Here is a 14,959-nt window from a genome sequence, read left to right on the forward strand (position 1 = left end):
CATGGATACCAACCCGCCGGACAGCGATTCGAAATGGTTTAAGTTTTTCGAGGAAATGCAGCTCGCCGATGGTTTTGCCGATATTTTCAAGCAGCCGAGCGGACTGTCGCCTGAGGCCGAGAATATCCCGAATTTGCCGGGCGGCCGCGATTATTACGTCAAGCTTGCTGAGGGCAAAGATCCGGAATGGGTCAAAGTCTACGTCCACGGCGACTACGGCTTCGTCATCGATGGCCGCCCGGTCTTCACTGAATATTCCGACCAAATCCATTGTAGGGAGGTCGTCAGCGTCGCCGGCGTGCCAATTTATCGAGGCTGGGATTTCGGGCTCACTCCTGCCTGCACCTTCAGCCAGATGACGCCAAAGGGGCAATTTATCGTCATCGACGAGCTCTGCGCCGACGATATGGGGATCGATCGCTTTTCGGACGAAGTGCTCGAGCATAGCGGCAAATACTATTCCGACGAGGAGTTTATCGACATCGGCGACCCCGCTGGCGCCGGCCGCGCGCAGACCGACGAAAAGACGTGCTTCGATATCATGCGCGCCAAGGGCTTCGAGATCGAGCCGGGCCTGCAAACTTTGGCGATCCGTCTGGAGTCGGTCCGCAAGCCGCTCTCGATCCTCCGCAATGGCCAGCCCGGTTTTCTACTCCACCCCCGTTGCAAGAAGCTCCGCAAGGGTTTTCTCGGCGGTTACAACTATCGGCGCATGCAGACCCGCAAGGAACGCTTCGCGGATCAGCCGGATAAGAACGAATATTCGCACCCAATGGACGCGCTGCAATACGTCGCCACGCGCATATTTGGCGAGGGATTGCGAACGCCGAAGCTGCGCCCCTCTGATGACAGCGACGAATTCTTCGTTGACACTAGCCGCTCTGATGTCACCGGCTATTAGAGGACGCGAATCATATGACCAAAGATGATCTGGCCGGCGCAAGCGGCATGAGCCCGCGAAAGCAAATGGCCTCTGGCGGAGATATGCCCATGAGTGGAAATTATGGCTGCGATAACCTCGAATCCATGAGCAAAAAGAACCCTGAAGCCTCTACGGATCTGCATCGCCGCACGATGGCCGATGATGACCGCGGCGCGGGCAAGCCGGTGAAGCATTCGCCCACTAAGTTTCGGTCGCAGTCGAACGCAGACCACGGCCCGCATGCTGGCGCACATGGCGTTACGTTCGGAACTGGACCTTTCCCCAAGTAAATTTGCATGAAGGTTTCGAAGGCTTCGGCCCACTATCAAGACCATCCCAAAGGGCGGCAGTCGTGTTCAGTCTGCCGTCATTTCCTGCCGCCGCATGGCTGCGAAGGCGTGGCCGGGCGGATTAGTCCAGATGCTTGGTGCGAACGGTTTTCGGCCAAGGCGCCGGCGATGGCGTTCCGAAAATCCGATGCAGCGCGAGAGCGGCGATGAGCGCTTTGCCTGCGGGGCAGCTGGCGGTGTTGAAGAAGATCGCGGCGGCGCAATCCGGCGACCCGAAAGCGCGAACCGTAACGGCGATCGGACGCAGCACCGAATTGCGCGCGGTTGAAGCGGCCAAACTTGTCGAGGTCTACGACGAGATCCGGTCCGACAGGTCGCTGCGGCTGACGAAGGCGGGTCAAGAGGCTCTTTCCAACGCGGGGAGTTGATCATGGCTGAAAAATGGATGTCTGGCGCGGTCAAGCACCCCGGCGCGCTGCACCGCGAACTTCATGTGCCGATGGGACAGAAAATACCCGATGCCAAAATCAAGACCGCCGAGCATTCGGACAATCCGGTCGAGCGCAAGCGCGCGTTCCTTGCCGAGACGTTCGCTCAACATCGCCCCGGCGCCCGCACCGCGCAGTAGGCTGAGTCGAGTTTCCTTACCAACTTGTAGGTCGAAAAAATCGACATCACAGAGAGGCCAGTTATGCCGCCAGCGATTATCCGCCCGAATACCTGCTCCACCTGCGGGTATAAGCAGACGACGCAGGCCATGTTCCATTGCCATCGCCAGCCGCCAGCGGTGTTGCCGATGGTAGCCCCCGGCCCACGCAATCGTCCGACCGTCATAGCGCATGTGACGTCATGGCCGGTCGTCAACGAGACGGATTGGTGCGGCGAGTGGAAATCGCCGAGCGCCGTGGTGCGGCCCCCAGCGGAAATGCAGGAGGCCATCGGCCAGGCGCCGCGCGTCATGCTTGGTGGGAGTCACTGATGCCGATCGTGGAAAGCTCCGTTCCTCTCGCGCTGCCCGGCGGCGACGCCGAGGTGTCAAAGCGCCCCAATCCTCCGAACGAGCCGCTAATTGACCGCGCGCTGGCGTTCTCTGCCGCGGGTAAAGGCAACAAGAAGCCGGCGTTCCACAAGGGCAAGAAGGCGTTCTGAACCATGACCATCATTTGTGTGAAAAATGGAGTCATGGCCGCCGACACCGCAATTTATGATGGCGATTTGCGCGTAGGCTCTCAGCGGAAAATCTTTCGTTCTCGTCACGGTTGGCTGGCTGCGTTCGCTGGGAAATGCAGTCTGGACGCCTGTTTCAATGCTTGGTTGGACCATGGGGATATCAATAAGCCTCTGGAGATAGACGAAGAGGAGAGTGGGTTCGGAGGCCTAGTTTTGCTGCCGAGCGGGGTCCTGCATAGAGTCGATAATGAAGGAAGCGTTTTCCCGTCGGCAGGTCGTTTCGCAGCCGAAGGCTATTGTCGGATTTTCGCGTTTGGCTGCCTGTGTGCTGGCGCTTCAGCCGAGGCAGCCGTGAGCCTCTGCATCGCGCATCATGACGGTTGCGGCGGCGACGTGCAGGTCGAGCGGCTCAATGCGTTTCCCGTCGAGGAGCAGCGCATTATATGGACCAATCCGGTGACCGGCGACAGCATAGCATTGCCACTTTCACAAAAGCCGACCAACCCAGTCTTCGTGATGCAGCAGCCGCACGACCCGAAGGACTACCCGGCGCTATGACCCTATGCAATTTGGCTCTGAAAATCTCCGGTAAGCCCTATCCGCAGATGTGCGCGATGTGCGGCGGCGGAAAGTGCCGTGAGACCGGGAGAGTCGAAGAATTCATTTGTTCCAAGCCAAAGGCTCCGATCATGGCCGAGATCAAGCAATTCCCTGTGCTCGTGCCGCAGCCCACCGGCAACGTCAATCCAGAGCTTGTCGACATGCTTCGCCACGCCCTGGAATTGGCTGAGCGCGGCGAGTGGGTGGGCGGGGCCGCTATTGGAATCCGTGTCGACGGCATGGGCGACCGCATGCACTCCGTTGAGACCTATAAGCAGCTCGGCGAAGTCGTCACCATCCTGACGGTCCTTTCGCACAAGCTCTGCGCCGAGGTTATCGAGAATGGGATCGAGCTTCGGCCGATCGATCCTTCGGGCGGGGCCGCATGATGACCCTTGAAGAAGCCATTGATCGAATCAGCGCTCGGGCGACGGTCAAAATCGACCTCGACGCCAAATATGGATTCATCGTCTGCAGCGGTGGTCGGCTGATCGATGGCGACATGCCCGCACTGTATCTAAACGAATCACTTGCGGTCGCAGCATGGCTTGAAGCGGTCGAAAAAGAGCTTGGCCCGGCACTTCCCCAGAAAAATTTGACGTGGGTGGATTCGCCGAAAATCGAATGGTTTCAGGTCACGATCGCCGATCGCCGCAACACGCATCGGATTGTCGCGGATCACTGCACCGTCCGGTCGAAGCTGGTGATCGATGAGGCACCGGGAGTCGTTGCCGTTGCTGTCGCTGAGCCCGAGCCGCCCAAATCAGCGAAGAAGGCTGGCGCGAAATGACCTTGGAAGAAGTCGGCGCCGCAGGGGCAAATCAGCTTACCACGATTTCAGACGGCGACGAGGGCGACGCGCTTCACACCCCCGACGAGGATCACGTCGCAAAGCTGCATCGCTGGGCTCTCGCGATCAATATTGCCGATGACACCGAAATTGACGACGAAACCCTGAGCCGGATCGGGCAACTCGTTACGCGGGAATATCAAATCGATCTGGCGACGCTTTCGGATTGGCGCACCAAGACCGAAAAGGCCGAAAAGATTGCGAACCAGATCGCCGAGGAGAAAACCTATCCTTGGCCAAAGGCTTCCAACGTCCTTTATCCCCTCATCACGACGGCTGCCATCCAATTCGCCGCTCGCGCCTATCCCGCGATTGTCGCCGGAAGCAATGTCGTCAAAGGCAGCGTGATCGGATCTGATGACGGCGTGCCGATGCTAGAAAATGGCCAAACCGCGCTGAACCCGCAGACTGGCGGCCCGGTGTGAGTCGTGCCGCCGGGCGCCAAAAAGGATCGGGCCACTCGCATCGGCGAGCATATGAGCTACCAACTCCTCGACGAACAGACCGAGTGGGAGCCGGAAACCGATAAGCTCCTGCATGTTCTCCCGATCGTGGGCACGGCGTTCCGAAAAGTGTTTTTCGACTCGGACAAGGGGCGCAACGCTGCCCTCTACGTCTCGGCCTTGTCCCTCGTGATCAATTATCAAGCCCGCTCATTGGAACGCACGCCGAGAATTACCGAGGAGATGGCGTTTTACCCTCACGAAATTGAGGAAAAGGTCGCGGCAGGGGTTTTCCTCGAAATCGATTATCCGACAGCGCCAAATGCCGACGGCGACGTGGACGCGCCGATCGAATTCCTAGAGCAGCATCGCTGGTATGACCTCGACAGCGACGGTTTCCGCGAGCCCTATATCGTCACGGTGCACAAGGATTCCTCCAAGGTCGTGCGAATTGTCGCCCGCTATGATTTGGACGGGATTAAATACAACCGGACCAAGGGCAAAATTCAGAAGATAGAGCCGATCCATTATTATCAGGCCTATCAATTTCTGCCCAATTTCGAATTTAAGGGCAGCATTTACGGAACGGGCTTCGGCCAGCTGCTTCTGCCGCTGAATTCCTCGATCAACACCACGCTGAATATGCTGATCGACGCTGGCCACCTCGCAAATACGCAGGGCGGCTTCATCGGCAAGGGGCTGTCGATGAATTCGGGCTCCATGCGCTTCCAGCCTGGCGAATATAAGCAGGTTAATTCACCCGGAGCCGCAATTAGAGACAATATCGTCCAATTGCAGTTCACCGGGCCGTCTCCAGTGCTTTTCCAGCTTCTCGGCATGCTGATTGAGGCCGGCAAAGAAATCGCGTCGGTCAAGGATGTGCTGACCGGCGAGAACCAGCAGCCAAATACGCCGGCGACCACGACCCTCGCTATGATCGAGCAAGGGCTGAAGGTCTTCACCTCGATCTACAAGCGCGTTTATCGCTCGCTGAAGGGCGAACTCGGGATGCTATATCGCCTGAACCGGATCTATCTGGATCAGGAGACCTCTTACAAGGTCGGCGATAATTGGCGGCAGATCACCCGCGCCGACTATGAAAAGGGATCGGGCGTCGAGCCGGTTTCTGATCCGTCTATGGTCTCCGACATGCAGAAGCTCGGGCGCGCCGGCTTCCTGATGCAGTTCGCTAGCGATCCGATGATGAATGGCAAAGAGATCCGGATGCGCATGCTGGATGCCGCCGGCATCGACGATATCCCCGCGCTGTTCAATCCGAATCCGGCGCCCAATCCTGCCGTTCTGGCGAAGGCGATGGAGCTTCACACGAAGCAAACCGACGCGGAATCCAAACAAACAGAGGCGCAAGCCAGCGCAGAGCTCAAGAGGGCGCAGGCGCTCGCGGCGCGGGCGTCGGCCATTCTCAGCTTTGCGCCGGCCGACGAGCTGGTCGGCGGAATGCATGTCGCTTACGCGCAGCACGAGCTCGACGCTATCCGGTTGATGATGGACGCACAGGCGCAGGGACAGGCGCAGATCGCGGAACAGGCGCAGCCGGGGCCGGATGGCGCGCCGGCGGCCACGCCTCCTGTCGGAGGGGCTCCGGCCCGCCTTGCGCCGCCGCAGCAATTGGCTCCCGAATCTGCCGGGCCTGCCGCGGGCGCTATACCGGCGAGTCCAAATTCATTCCTGGCCGCGGCGCGCGGCGGCGACATTCCAGGGTAGGGCAGAGCATTGGCAGAAAAACCCGTCGTCATCAAAGGGATCACCGCCGAGGACTTCCAGCAGTGGAAGCACAATCCGGTATCCAAGGTCGTGCTGGCCTATTTCGCGGATTACGCCGATGCGCTGACGCACGACACGGTGACGGTGTTCTTGCAGGGCGGGGCGCTGGTCGAGCCGTCGCAGCTTGAAAGGCGCGGCCGCATCTTGGCCGCCAAAGATGCCAGCGAACTGGAATTTGAATCGCTGCGGTCATTTTACGAGGGAGAAGAAAGCAGTGCAGCCGAAAATTCTTAGGAATGACGTCGCTGAGTATACGTCGGGCCATTTCGACGGAACGGATACCTCCGGGATGCGCGTCATTGGCGAGATGGTTCTCGTGCTCTGCGACCAGGTCAAAGAACAGACCCAGGGTGGCGTTTTCATAGCCGAGGACATCCGCGAGCGCCATGAGCTTGCGGCCGAGACCGGGATTCTCATCCGGCTCGGCGACGGCGCTTTCAAATGGAACGCCGATAAGACGCGCCCTTGGACCGGATATGTGCCTCAGGTCGGCGATCACGTCTTTATGGCGCGCTACTCCGGGGCCGTTTTCACCGGTGACGACGGTCAGCGATACCGAGTCATGGAATACACGTGCATCGCGGCGGTCGCCGATCGCCCGATCGAAAGGAAGGAGGCCAGCTAATGAGCGAGACTGCTGAAATCATCAATGACGGCGCCGGCGAGGCCGCTACCGTTATTCCGGTCGAGGATACCGCCCGCCGCATGGGGTGGAAGCCCAAAGAGGAATACAAAGGCGCGCCAGACCGCTGGAAGCCAGCCGACGAATTCGTGCGGTATGGGCTCGAGCAGCTTCCTGTGGCCCAAGAGCGCCTTCGCGTGCTCGATGAGCGTTACGCCCGCGACGTCGGCAACCTGCAAAAGCAGGTTAAAGAAATTGGCGACGTCCTGAAGGAAACGCTGGAATTCAATTCCAGGTCCGAGCAGCGCGCCTATGAACGGGCGATGAAAGACCTCGAGGCGAAGCGCGCCGTGGCCGTTGCCCATGCGGACACCGAGACTTTCAATCAGACGCAGGCCGAAATCGACGCCTTGAATAAAGAGGCGAAGAAGGTCAGCGAAGCGGTCAAGGTCGAAAAAACCGATGCCCAGAACCAACCGACCATCGACCCGTATGTCCATGTGTGGCTCGCCGATAACCCTTGGTATTCGGCCAATATCGAGATGGGCGCCACCGCGGAGACGCTTCACAAGGTGGTGGCTAAAGAAAAGCCTAACCTCTCGATGAAGGAAAATCTCGCGGAGGTCAGGGCGAAAATCGTCAAGATGTTCCCCGAGCATTTCGAAAATAGCCGGCGCTCGCAGCCATCGGCGGTTTCCGAGGGCGAAGGCGGCGCGGCGCAGCGTGGCGCCAAGCGCAAGAAGGGCTACGCGGACTTGCCCGAGGACGCGAAGAGAATTTGCGACAAATACGTCAAAACGTTGCCGCCGGATCCAAAAACCAAAAAGCCCTACACGCGCGAGGATTATTGCGCGGTCTACTTTAAGGATGAGGAGTGATCATGTCCGACGTACCCTCTCAAGAACGCCGCGGCCCTGGACGTCCGTCAAATGCGGAGATCGCCGCGAGGGAGGCGGCTGCGACGCACGGAGAAGAACCATCGGCGCTCGCCCGCGCGGCTACGCAGTCTGCCGCCGGTGAAGACATCGCCGCATTGATCCGCCCGGACAATGACGACCATAGCGACGAGGGTCTGGCCCGGCGCAAGGCTACGCGTAAGCCCTTCGGCGCTTTTGTTCAGAAGCTTTCGTATCCGGTTCGGCCAAATTATCATCGTCATGTATTCAATGACGAAGATGGACGTCTTGAACTTGCGCAAGAAGCCGGTTATACATTTGTCAAGAAGGACGGAAACCCAATCAAGCGAGTTGTCGGCACAGCAAAGGCCGGTGGACCGTTGTTCGGCTACCTCATGGAAATACCGCAGGAATGGTATGATGAGGATATGCGAAATGCGCAAAAACGCGTCGACGAGACGGATACAGCTATCCGCCGTGGCGAGATGATCTCGGGAAAAGCAGCAGAAGATTCCCAGCAGCGCTTTTATGCATCGTCGCAGGGTCGACAAATCAAAATCCAAAACGAACGACGCTGACAAAAACGAAGCGCCACAAGCTCCCAGCATCAGAGCTTCCCCCAGCGAGTGCACGGACAAATCGCGTCGGCTGATGGCTGAGCCTCTTTAGGCCCGGCCGTTCCCCGAAACTCGGCCTATGGAGGAATCCAATGGCGAACGCGAACGTGCCGCGCGGGCTCATCCCCTACCGGCGCACGACCGGCGAACCCTTCAACGGGGCCGGCAATATCTACTTCATTCCGGCGTCGAACCCGAACAACATCTTCATCGGCGATCCTCTCACCTATCTGACCAACTCGGCGGATAATGAGGGCATTCCCGGCGTGACGCTCGCGACCGCGGGATCGTCGAATAATATCCTCGGCGCCATGCTTGGCCGCATTCCAGGCGGCGAACCCCAGGTCGCGGTGACGCGCGATTTTCCGCCGTTCATGCCCGCCAACACGGCAGGCTATATCCTCGTCGCCGATGATCCTGACCTTCTCTACGAGGTCCAGGAGAACGGGGCGATGGTTCAGGGCGCGCCCGGCCGCAACGTCAATCTCGTCGCCGGCGTCGGATCGATGATCACCAGCTATTCCGGCTGGATGCTGAATTCGAGCACGCTCAACGTCACCAACACGCTTCAGATGAAAATCATTCGGCTCCTTGAGCAGGCTGACAACGCCGTCGGCCAGAACGCCAAGTGGCTTTGCCGAATCAATCTGAACGCTCTCACCAGCACAACCGGCGTCTAAGGGGAGGCTCGAATGGCCGTCATTACCACTGGAGCACACCCTAAGGCGCTTTGGCCCGGGATTCACGCGTTCTGGGGTCGCTCATACGATGAGCATGTCGAGGAATTTGTCGATCTGTTCGACAAGCAGACCTCCGACAAGGCTTACGAGGAAGACGTCGAAATCACCGGCTTCGGGCTGGCGCCGACGAAAAACGAAGGCACTTCGATCGTTTACGATACCGAGACGCAGGGCGCGGTCTCCCGCTATACGCACATTGCCTATGCGCTGGGCTTTATCGTGACCTATGAAGAGCTGCGGGACGATCTCTACGAGGTTGTGTCGAAGCGCCGCGCGCAGGCTCTCGCCTTCTCGATGCGCCAGACCAAAGAGAACATCTGCGCCAACGTCTACAATCGCGCTTTCCTGAACAGCGCGCCCGGCGGCGACGGCGTCTCGATGATCAACAACACGCATCCGACTGTAGGGGGTCTACAGAGTAATCTTCTGACCACGGCGGCGGATCTCTCCGAAACCGCGCTCGAAGATATGATCATCCAGATCATGCAGACCGTGAACTCGCGCGGCCTGAAAATCTCCAACCTGCCGCAATCGCTGCATGTCCCGACGCAGCTTTGGTATGACGCAAATCGCATCGTGAAGTCTGTCCTCCAGAACGACACTTCAAACAATGCGATCAACGTCATAAGGGCAACCGGCGCGCTGCCCGGCGGCATTAAGCTGAACCACTATTTCAACTCCGCGACAGCGTGGTTCATCCGCACCAATATCCCGCGCGGCTTGCAGTATTTCGAGCGCGAGGCGGTGAGTTTCGATCAGGACAACGACTTCAACACCAAGAACGCGTTGGCCGCCTGCTACGAGCGTTATTCGGTCTTCTGGACTGACTGGCGCGCCATTTTCGGAACGCCAGGTGTCTGAAAACGATCTGGCGTCCACGGGCGCCAGCTAATTCCCACAAGCCCGGCACATGGCGGTTTCCGGGGCCGCCCTCGAGTTGAAGGTCGAAGACCATGGGCATTTCAGCGATTTCCGGGCCGCACCTCGTTTATGGCGGCAAAAACACTCTTGGCGCCGCGGCCCCGAATAATCCGGATGCCGGGCCGAGCATGTACTTCGGCGGATTGGGAATCATTGATCCCCGCGTCGGCTATAATGTCACCACCTCCGGCGCGGTTGGCTGGTATGGGGTCAATCCAACGGTCGTCATCGATCAGATCCCATCTGCTCTGACCACCACGGCGATCGCCGCCGCGCAGGTTCCCGGCGCGGGAGTGCCTCTGACGCTGGTTGGTGCAAGCGGCGCTGGCGTGACGCTGATGTCGGCTCCGCAATTGGTCTTCGGTTCCGGAAACACGATCGCCGCCGGCTCGCTGGCCTTGGACGGCCTTCCCGGTCTCGTCGGCATTGGATTGCCTTTGCCCTCGACCGGCAATTCGCGCATGCGCTGGTATGATCCGACCAAGGCGCTCGCCCGAAATGTTCGCATCGCGTCGGTTGGCAATGACTCGGGTGCGACCTTCCTCGTCTCGGGAGCCGATCTCTACGGCTTCCCGCAGACCGAACTCATCACCGGCGCCAATGCCGGCACGGCGAGCGGCCACAAGTCGTTCAAGTTCATCTTCTCGATCACGCCGGCGGGAGCTCTTTCGGGGGCGAACGTCAGCGCGGGGCAGGGGGATGTTTACGGATTCCCGCTGCAGATCAACAGCTTTTTCTACACGACGATTTATTACCCCGGCGTGCAGATCACCTCAGCGACCGGCTTCACTGCGGCGGATACGACCAATCCGGCGACGAGCACCACGGGCGACGTACGCGGCACTTATGCGCTACAGACGCCATCGAACGGCACAAACCGCCTTCAGGTGTCGGTCGATTTGGCCTTGGCGCTGATTGCGACCACGCCGCTGTCTCAGGGCATGTTCGGCGTCACGCCCGCCTGATGGGAGGGTATCGCTTTGGCCGATGTCGTTTCGACCCAAATCTATGACGGCGCACGAAACTGCCAATTCAAGCTGACCAATGTGTCGGACGGGACCGGCGAGGTGTTGGTCCCGAAGGTCATTGTCGCCAATCTGACGCCCAATCCAGGCGCCCATCTGAAGCTGCGGCGGGTCCGCTACAACATTCAGGCGATGTCGGTTCAGCTTTTTTGGGACGCGACGGTCGACGCGCCAATTCTGATCCTCGCGCCCGGCAGCGATCTGCTCGATTTCCACAAAGAATTCGCCGGCGGCTGGCCCAATAACGGCGGCGCTGGAGCAACCGGCAACGTCAACCTGACCACTATCGGGCAGGTGGCGGGGTCGAGCTACACCATCGATTTGGAATTCATAAAGGGAATCTGACTTTGGCAGATGACCGCCATTTCGTCGGAGGTGACTGGTACCGTATTTGCGACAGGTCGGGCTTTAAAATCCGCGCCGGTCGCACGCGGAAGCAATGGAACGACATAATTGTCCGCGAAGAAAGCTTCGAAAATCGCCAGCCGCAGGATTTCGTTCGCGGTCGCGCCGACCCGCAAATAGTCCCCGAGCCGCGGCCACGTCATTTTCCGTTCCAATTCATCGGCCCAGCTTTCCCGGTCCCGAATCTGATCACCCAATCGGATCAGCAAGCGTTGGGATGGCCTGGCGTCCTATCCGATGTGCTGACTGTCGCCGGGGTCGCGCCGAATAAGACGCTGATGCTCGCTGCGGGATTGTCGGACTCCGGGGCCTATCTCTCGTCGCCGAGCCTGATTGATCTTGGCTCCGTCCGTCGCGCGCTAGTCTTCATCTCCGTTTCGGTTGTCGGAATGCCGCGGAGAACGCTCTCGATCCCGAACGTCGCCAACGTGATCCCCTCAGTCGATAATTCATATGTTCGGGCCCACGCCGAGATCTCGCTGGGGCTCGGCCTGACGACATTCGACCTGTTTTCCTATCCAGATCTCTTTGCGGTCGCCAATCTTTTTCAGGCGGCTCCGGTGATGTGGGGCCCGTGGCAGAAGGCAGCGAACACCGTCTATGCGACGCGCTTTCTCCGGTTCCGAGTCGTGGTCGACTCGTTTGACGAAAATACCTCGGCCTTCGTCTACGGCTTCAATTATCGGATTGGGGCTGCACCATGACGAGAAGCGGCACTTCGAACTTCACCCAAACCCGCGATCAGATCATCTTGCGTGCAGGGCGCCAGGTCGGCGCGTGGGCGGCCGGCGAACATCCTGACGCCGAGGAGTTTGCCGATTGGGGCAGTGGCGCTCAACGCCATGGTGAAAGAGTGGGATGCCATCGGGTTGCATCTCTGGGCCGAGGAGGAAGGTTATCTCTTCCCGGAGCCGCGGAAGATTTCCTATCTGGCCGGGCCTCGGTCGACTGATCATCTCACGGCGCACGCCCGGCGCTCTCAGCTCGTCGCAGCGTTGCCGATCGGCGCGACCTCGGCGGTCCTCAGCATTCCCGCCGGCGTCCATGCCGGGGAGCACATAGGCTTTTTCCTCGACGCGGGATTTTTCTTCTGGACGACGGTAGATGAGGTGCAGCAATCCGACGATCTGTTCGCGGTAAGTGATCTCTTTTCAGATCCAGACCTATTCAACGGGCAGCGCATCGTGGCGCTGACTTTCAAGGATCCGCTGCCCTTCACGGCCGGGCAAAATAACGTCGTCTACACCTATTTGACGCCGCTCCCGCGCCCGCTTCGCATTCTCGATGCACGCCGCGTCGACACCATTACGCTGATCGAGACGCCGCTGATCCAAATGAGCCGGCTCGATTTCCGCGACCTGCCGAATAAATTCATTCCCGGCTCGCTGAACGCATGGTTCTACGATCCGCAACTTGACGACGGCGTGATCTGGATTTGGCAGCAGCTTTTCGACTCGCGCTTCATCATGAAATTCACATGGATGCGCCAGCTCGAGGATTTCAACGCCGCGCGCGACACGCCCGATTTTCCGCAGGAATGGACGAATTGCCTGACCTGGAACCTCGCCGATCAAATGCTCGTCGAATACAACACGCCCGAGCCAGCGGGGCGAATTTCGCAAAGAGCGGCGGCGAGTCTTGACCGGGTTACTGGCTTCGATAAGGAGCCGGAAAGCATCTACGCGGGCGTCAATTTCGACCAAAGCACGCGCTGATGAACGTTCAGTTCGCCACAAACTCCTACCAGCTTAAGGCGCCGCAGGCGTCGACGCAGCGCACTGTGAATTTTTACGCGGAAAAGGAGCCGGACGACGTCAAATCGCCGATCGTCGTCTATGGCGTGTTCGGCCTGACCCAATTGATTCCTGTCGGCGATGGCCCGATCCGCGGGCTCCATGCGATGAATAACGTGCTCTATGTCGTGAGCGCGGATGAATTGTGGTCCGTGAACACGCTCGGCGACGCCAAGCTGCTGGGGACAGGCATCGCCGGCGGCGCGTTCGTCTCCATGGCCGACAACGGAACGCAGGTCTGCATCGTCAACGGCATGAACGGGTTTATTTATAACGCCACGACGATGGTGTTTCAGGTCATCAACGACCCGAATTTCTTTCCCGCGAACACCGTCCCTTTCATGGACGGGTTTTTTCTATTCGACCGCGCCGGCACCAATCAGGTGTTCTTTTCCCAGCTTTTCGACGGCACGACATTTAATGCGCTGGATTTCTTCTCTGCCGAGGTCGATTCGGACTTCGTGCTTGGAACGGTGAACCAGCAAGAAAATCTGCTGATTATCGGTCAGCGGACGATCGAGACCTGGTTTGATTCCGGTAACAATAATGACCCTTTTCAGCGGTTCAACGGCACCACGATAGAGCGCGGAGCCGCATGTCCACTGTCGACCATAAAGGAGGATAATTCGGTCTTCTTTCTCGGCAACGACCGGATTTTCTATCGGCTCGATTTGCCGTTGCCCAAAAGAATTTCGACGTCCGCGATCGAACAGCAATGGCAAAATTATCAGACCGTTGCGGACTGCTTCGTGTTCAAGGCCACGTTCGAGGGCCACAAATTTCTATTCGTGACCTTTCCGAGCGCAAATGCGACGTGGGTCTACGATATCGAATCGAACCTCTGGCACGAGCGCATTTCGTTCTCAACGAATGCAGCGAGCCTTGGTCGCTGGCGCGGAAACTGTTCCGAGGTCTTCAATAATTCGACCGTGATCGGCGACGCGTTCGGCAACCAGATTGGAATTCCGTCGTCGAACGTCTATACTGAGTACGGGGCGCAGATTCTAGGCATGCTGATCTCGCCTCCGATCCAGTCTGATCGCAAGCGCGTGTTCCTTTGGAGCTTCGAGCTTGATTGCCAAACGGGAGTTGGACTCCCGAGCGGGCAGGGATCCAACCCGCAAGTATTTCTCGAAACATCAAAAGACGGTGGAATTACCTACGGTCCTCTCCAGAAATGGAAGAGCCTCGGGAAAGCCGGCGAATATCTGACGCGTCTTCGGTGGACCAGATTCGGACAAGCGCGGCAGTGGGTGCTTCGCCTAACCGTCTCTGATCCCGTGAGGCGGACGATCATCGCCGCGCACGCCGAAATACAGAAGGCGGATATCTGATGGCCGATCTGATTGCGACGCCCCCCAATGGTCAAATCGCTTTTGCCGACGCCAATGGCAGGCTGACGCCGTCCGCGATGCGCGTTCTTCAAGGCTATGCGGTGAGCATCAATGGGACGCAGCTCGAGAGCGGCGCGACGCAGATCCCCGTCAGCAATACCGGCGTCTCCAACACCGTCGGCGCCGGAAGCCCTGAAGGCGTCATAACAGCGCCGCCCGGCAGCACTTACGTCAACACCAGCGGCGGCGCGGGCTCGACGTTCTTCGTAAAAGAGAGCGGCGAGGGCAATACGGGATGGCAGGCCAAATGATGATTCTTGAGCGCGCGACCAACGCCATCCGGATCAACGAACTGGCGAACGATCCGAGCATCTATCCTTGGGTCCATGGTTCAATTGTTGGGCCGATTGATCTCTCGGGAGTCGTCGCGGATCCCCGTCATGTCTGCCTGCTTGGGCCGCGCGGCGCCATTCTCTTTATCTACCAGCAGAACGCCATCTATGAAGTACACACGATGGCTTTGCCTAGGCTCAGGACCTATTAAAT

General features: G+C 58.9%; 24 protein-coding genes. All 24 read left to right on the forward strand.

Annotated features, from left to right (window positions below):
* Window position 1: 1 nt before the first annotated feature.
* The 24 genes from WDN46_10275 (at window position 2) to WDN46_10390 (ending at window position 14,957) form a co-directional block, all read left to right on the forward strand.
* Window positions 2–901 (forward strand): hypothetical protein, encoded by a 900-nt coding sequence (locus tag WDN46_10275; protein MEJ0093804.1) that lies wholly within the window; start codon window positions 2–4, stop codon window positions 899–901.
* 14 nt (window positions 902–915) lie between these two features.
* Window positions 916–1,212: a hypothetical protein gene (locus WDN46_10280; protein ID MEJ0093805.1), complete on the forward strand. Its 297-nt coding sequence runs from the start codon at window positions 916–918 to the stop codon at window positions 1,210–1,212.
* Between the two features lie 206 nt (window positions 1,213–1,418).
* Window positions 1,419–1,640 carry a hypothetical protein gene (locus WDN46_10285; protein ID MEJ0093806.1) on the forward strand — a complete coding sequence of 74 codons (222 nt, stop codon included), beginning with the start codon at window positions 1,419–1,421 and terminating at the stop codon, window positions 1,638–1,640.
* 2 nt (window positions 1,641–1,642) lie between these two features.
* Entirely contained in the window at window positions 1,643–1,840 is a 198-nt protein-coding gene (locus WDN46_10290; protein ID MEJ0093807.1) for a hypothetical protein, read from the forward strand.
* A gap of 63 nt (window positions 1,841–1,903) precedes the next feature.
* Window positions 1,904–2,191, forward strand: a complete 288-nt coding sequence (locus tag WDN46_10295) for a hypothetical protein (GenBank protein ID MEJ0093808.1) — start codon at window positions 1,904–1,906, stop codon at window positions 2,189–2,191.
* Entirely contained in the window at window positions 2,191–2,361 is a 171-nt protein-coding gene (locus WDN46_10300) for a hypothetical protein (protein MEJ0093809.1), read from the forward strand. Before WDN46_10295 ends, WDN46_10300 begins: the two co-directional genes overlap by 1 nt.
* Before the next feature lie 372 nt (window positions 2,362–2,733).
* Complete coding sequence (locus tag WDN46_10305) at window positions 2,734–2,940, forward strand: hypothetical protein (GenBank protein MEJ0093810.1); 207 nt, start codon at window positions 2,734–2,736, stop codon at window positions 2,938–2,940.
* Between the two features lie 131 nt (window positions 2,941–3,071).
* Complete coding sequence (locus WDN46_10310) at window positions 3,072–3,371, forward strand: hypothetical protein (protein ID MEJ0093811.1); 300 nt, start codon at window positions 3,072–3,074, stop codon at window positions 3,369–3,371.
* Window positions 3,368–3,772, forward strand: a complete 405-nt coding sequence (locus WDN46_10315) for a hypothetical protein (protein ID MEJ0093812.1) — start codon at window positions 3,368–3,370, stop codon at window positions 3,770–3,772. Before WDN46_10310 ends, WDN46_10315 begins: the two co-directional genes overlap by 4 nt.
* Window positions 3,769–4,257 carry a hypothetical protein gene (locus WDN46_10320; GenBank protein MEJ0093813.1) on the forward strand — a complete coding sequence of 163 codons (489 nt, stop codon included), beginning with the start codon at window positions 3,769–3,771 and terminating at the stop codon, window positions 4,255–4,257. Before WDN46_10315 ends, WDN46_10320 begins: the two co-directional genes overlap by 4 nt.
* Window positions 4,258–4,308: 51 nt before the next feature.
* Window positions 4,309–6,000 (forward strand): hypothetical protein, encoded by a 1,692-nt coding sequence (locus WDN46_10325; protein MEJ0093814.1) that lies wholly within the window; start codon window positions 4,309–4,311, stop codon window positions 5,998–6,000.
* A 9-nt stretch (window positions 6,001–6,009) separates the two neighbouring features.
* Complete coding sequence (locus WDN46_10330) at window positions 6,010–6,294, forward strand: hypothetical protein (GenBank protein MEJ0093815.1); 285 nt, start codon at window positions 6,010–6,012, stop codon at window positions 6,292–6,294.
* On the forward strand, window positions 6,275–6,685 hold the full coding sequence (locus WDN46_10335; GenBank protein ID MEJ0093816.1) for a hypothetical protein: 411 nt from the start codon (window positions 6,275–6,277) through the stop codon (window positions 6,683–6,685). Before WDN46_10330 ends, WDN46_10335 begins: the two co-directional genes overlap by 20 nt.
* Entirely contained in the window at window positions 6,685–7,560 is an 876-nt protein-coding gene (locus tag WDN46_10340) for a hypothetical protein (GenBank protein ID MEJ0093817.1), read from the forward strand. Before WDN46_10335 ends, WDN46_10340 begins: the two co-directional genes overlap by 1 nt.
* Window positions 7,561–7,715: 155 nt before the next feature.
* Entirely contained in the window at window positions 7,716–8,156 is a 441-nt protein-coding gene (locus WDN46_10345; GenBank protein ID MEJ0093818.1) for a hypothetical protein, read from the forward strand.
* A gap of 131 nt (window positions 8,157–8,287) precedes the next feature.
* Entirely contained in the window at window positions 8,288–8,875 is a 588-nt protein-coding gene (locus tag WDN46_10350; protein MEJ0093819.1) for a hypothetical protein, read from the forward strand.
* A 12-nt stretch (window positions 8,876–8,887) separates the two neighbouring features.
* Window positions 8,888–9,796, forward strand: coding sequence for a hypothetical protein (locus WDN46_10355; protein MEJ0093820.1), 909 nt, complete (start codon window positions 8,888–8,890; stop codon window positions 9,794–9,796).
* Window positions 9,797–9,888: 92 nt separating this feature from the next.
* Window positions 9,889–10,821 carry a hypothetical protein gene (locus WDN46_10360; protein MEJ0093821.1) on the forward strand — a complete coding sequence of 311 codons (933 nt, stop codon included), beginning with the start codon at window positions 9,889–9,891 and terminating at the stop codon, window positions 10,819–10,821.
* A 15-nt stretch (window positions 10,822–10,836) separates the two neighbouring features.
* On the forward strand, window positions 10,837–11,226 hold the full coding sequence (locus WDN46_10365) for a hypothetical protein (protein ID MEJ0093822.1): 390 nt from the start codon (window positions 10,837–10,839) through the stop codon (window positions 11,224–11,226).
* A 2-nt stretch (window positions 11,227–11,228) separates the two neighbouring features.
* Complete coding sequence (locus WDN46_10370) at window positions 11,229–11,990, forward strand: hypothetical protein (protein ID MEJ0093823.1); 762 nt, start codon at window positions 11,229–11,231, stop codon at window positions 11,988–11,990.
* A gap of 123 nt (window positions 11,991–12,113) precedes the next feature.
* Window positions 12,114–13,001, forward strand: coding sequence for a hypothetical protein (locus WDN46_10375; GenBank protein ID MEJ0093824.1), 888 nt, complete (start codon window positions 12,114–12,116; stop codon window positions 12,999–13,001).
* Window positions 13,001–14,413, forward strand: a complete 1,413-nt coding sequence (locus WDN46_10380) for a packaged DNA stabilization protein (GenBank protein ID MEJ0093825.1) — start codon at window positions 13,001–13,003, stop codon at window positions 14,411–14,413. The genes WDN46_10375 and WDN46_10380 overlap by 1 nt, the downstream gene beginning before the upstream one ends.
* Window positions 14,413–14,724 carry a hypothetical protein gene (locus WDN46_10385; GenBank protein ID MEJ0093826.1) on the forward strand — a complete coding sequence of 104 codons (312 nt, stop codon included), beginning with the start codon at window positions 14,413–14,415 and terminating at the stop codon, window positions 14,722–14,724. The genes WDN46_10380 and WDN46_10385 overlap by 1 nt, the downstream gene beginning before the upstream one ends.
* Window positions 14,721–14,957 carry a hypothetical protein gene (locus tag WDN46_10390; GenBank protein ID MEJ0093827.1) on the forward strand — a complete coding sequence of 79 codons (237 nt, stop codon included), beginning with the start codon at window positions 14,721–14,723 and terminating at the stop codon, window positions 14,955–14,957. The genes WDN46_10385 and WDN46_10390 overlap by 4 nt, the downstream gene beginning before the upstream one ends.
* Window positions 14,958–14,959: the final 2 nt, after the last annotated feature.

This window comes from Methylocella sp. (assembly GCA_037200525.1).
Classification (GTDB): Bacteria; Pseudomonadota; Alphaproteobacteria; order Rhizobiales; family Beijerinckiaceae; genus Methylocapsa.

Coding starts and splice junctions, on each gene's coding strand:
- WDN46_10275 (MEJ0093804.1), top strand. CDS start 2: ATGGATACCAACCCGCCGGACAGCGATTCGAAATGGTTTAAGTTTTTC.
- WDN46_10280 (MEJ0093805.1), top strand. CDS start 916: ATGACCAAAGATGATCTGGCCGGCGCAAGCGGCATGAGCCCGCGAAAG.
- WDN46_10285 (MEJ0093806.1), top strand. CDS start 1,419: ATGAGCGCTTTGCCTGCGGGGCAGCTGGCGGTGTTGAAGAAGATCGCG.
- WDN46_10290 (MEJ0093807.1), top strand. CDS start 1,643: ATGGCTGAAAAATGGATGTCTGGCGCGGTCAAGCACCCCGGCGCGCTG.
- WDN46_10295 (MEJ0093808.1), top strand. CDS start 1,904: ATGCCGCCAGCGATTATCCGCCCGAATACCTGCTCCACCTGCGGGTAT.
- WDN46_10300 (MEJ0093809.1), top strand. CDS start 2,191: ATGCCGATCGTGGAAAGCTCCGTTCCTCTCGCGCTGCCCGGCGGCGAC.
- WDN46_10310 (MEJ0093811.1), top strand. CDS start 3,072: ATGGCCGAGATCAAGCAATTCCCTGTGCTCGTGCCGCAGCCCACCGGC.
- WDN46_10315 (MEJ0093812.1), top strand. CDS start 3,368: ATGATGACCCTTGAAGAAGCCATTGATCGAATCAGCGCTCGGGCGACG.
- WDN46_10320 (MEJ0093813.1), top strand. CDS start 3,769: ATGACCTTGGAAGAAGTCGGCGCCGCAGGGGCAAATCAGCTTACCACG.
- WDN46_10325 (MEJ0093814.1), top strand. CDS start 4,309: ATGAGCTACCAACTCCTCGACGAACAGACCGAGTGGGAGCCGGAAACC.
- WDN46_10340 (MEJ0093817.1), top strand. CDS start 6,685: ATGAGCGAGACTGCTGAAATCATCAATGACGGCGCCGGCGAGGCCGCT.
- WDN46_10350 (MEJ0093819.1), top strand. CDS start 8,288: ATGGCGAACGCGAACGTGCCGCGCGGGCTCATCCCCTACCGGCGCACG.
- WDN46_10355 (MEJ0093820.1), top strand. CDS start 8,888: ATGGCCGTCATTACCACTGGAGCACACCCTAAGGCGCTTTGGCCCGGG.
- WDN46_10360 (MEJ0093821.1), top strand. CDS start 9,889: ATGGGCATTTCAGCGATTTCCGGGCCGCACCTCGTTTATGGCGGCAAA.
- WDN46_10380 (MEJ0093825.1), top strand. CDS start 13,001: ATGAACGTTCAGTTCGCCACAAACTCCTACCAGCTTAAGGCGCCGCAG.
- WDN46_10385 (MEJ0093826.1), top strand. CDS start 14,413: ATGGCCGATCTGATTGCGACGCCCCCCAATGGTCAAATCGCTTTTGCC.
- WDN46_10390 (MEJ0093827.1), top strand. CDS start 14,721: ATGATGATTCTTGAGCGCGCGACCAACGCCATCCGGATCAACGAACTG.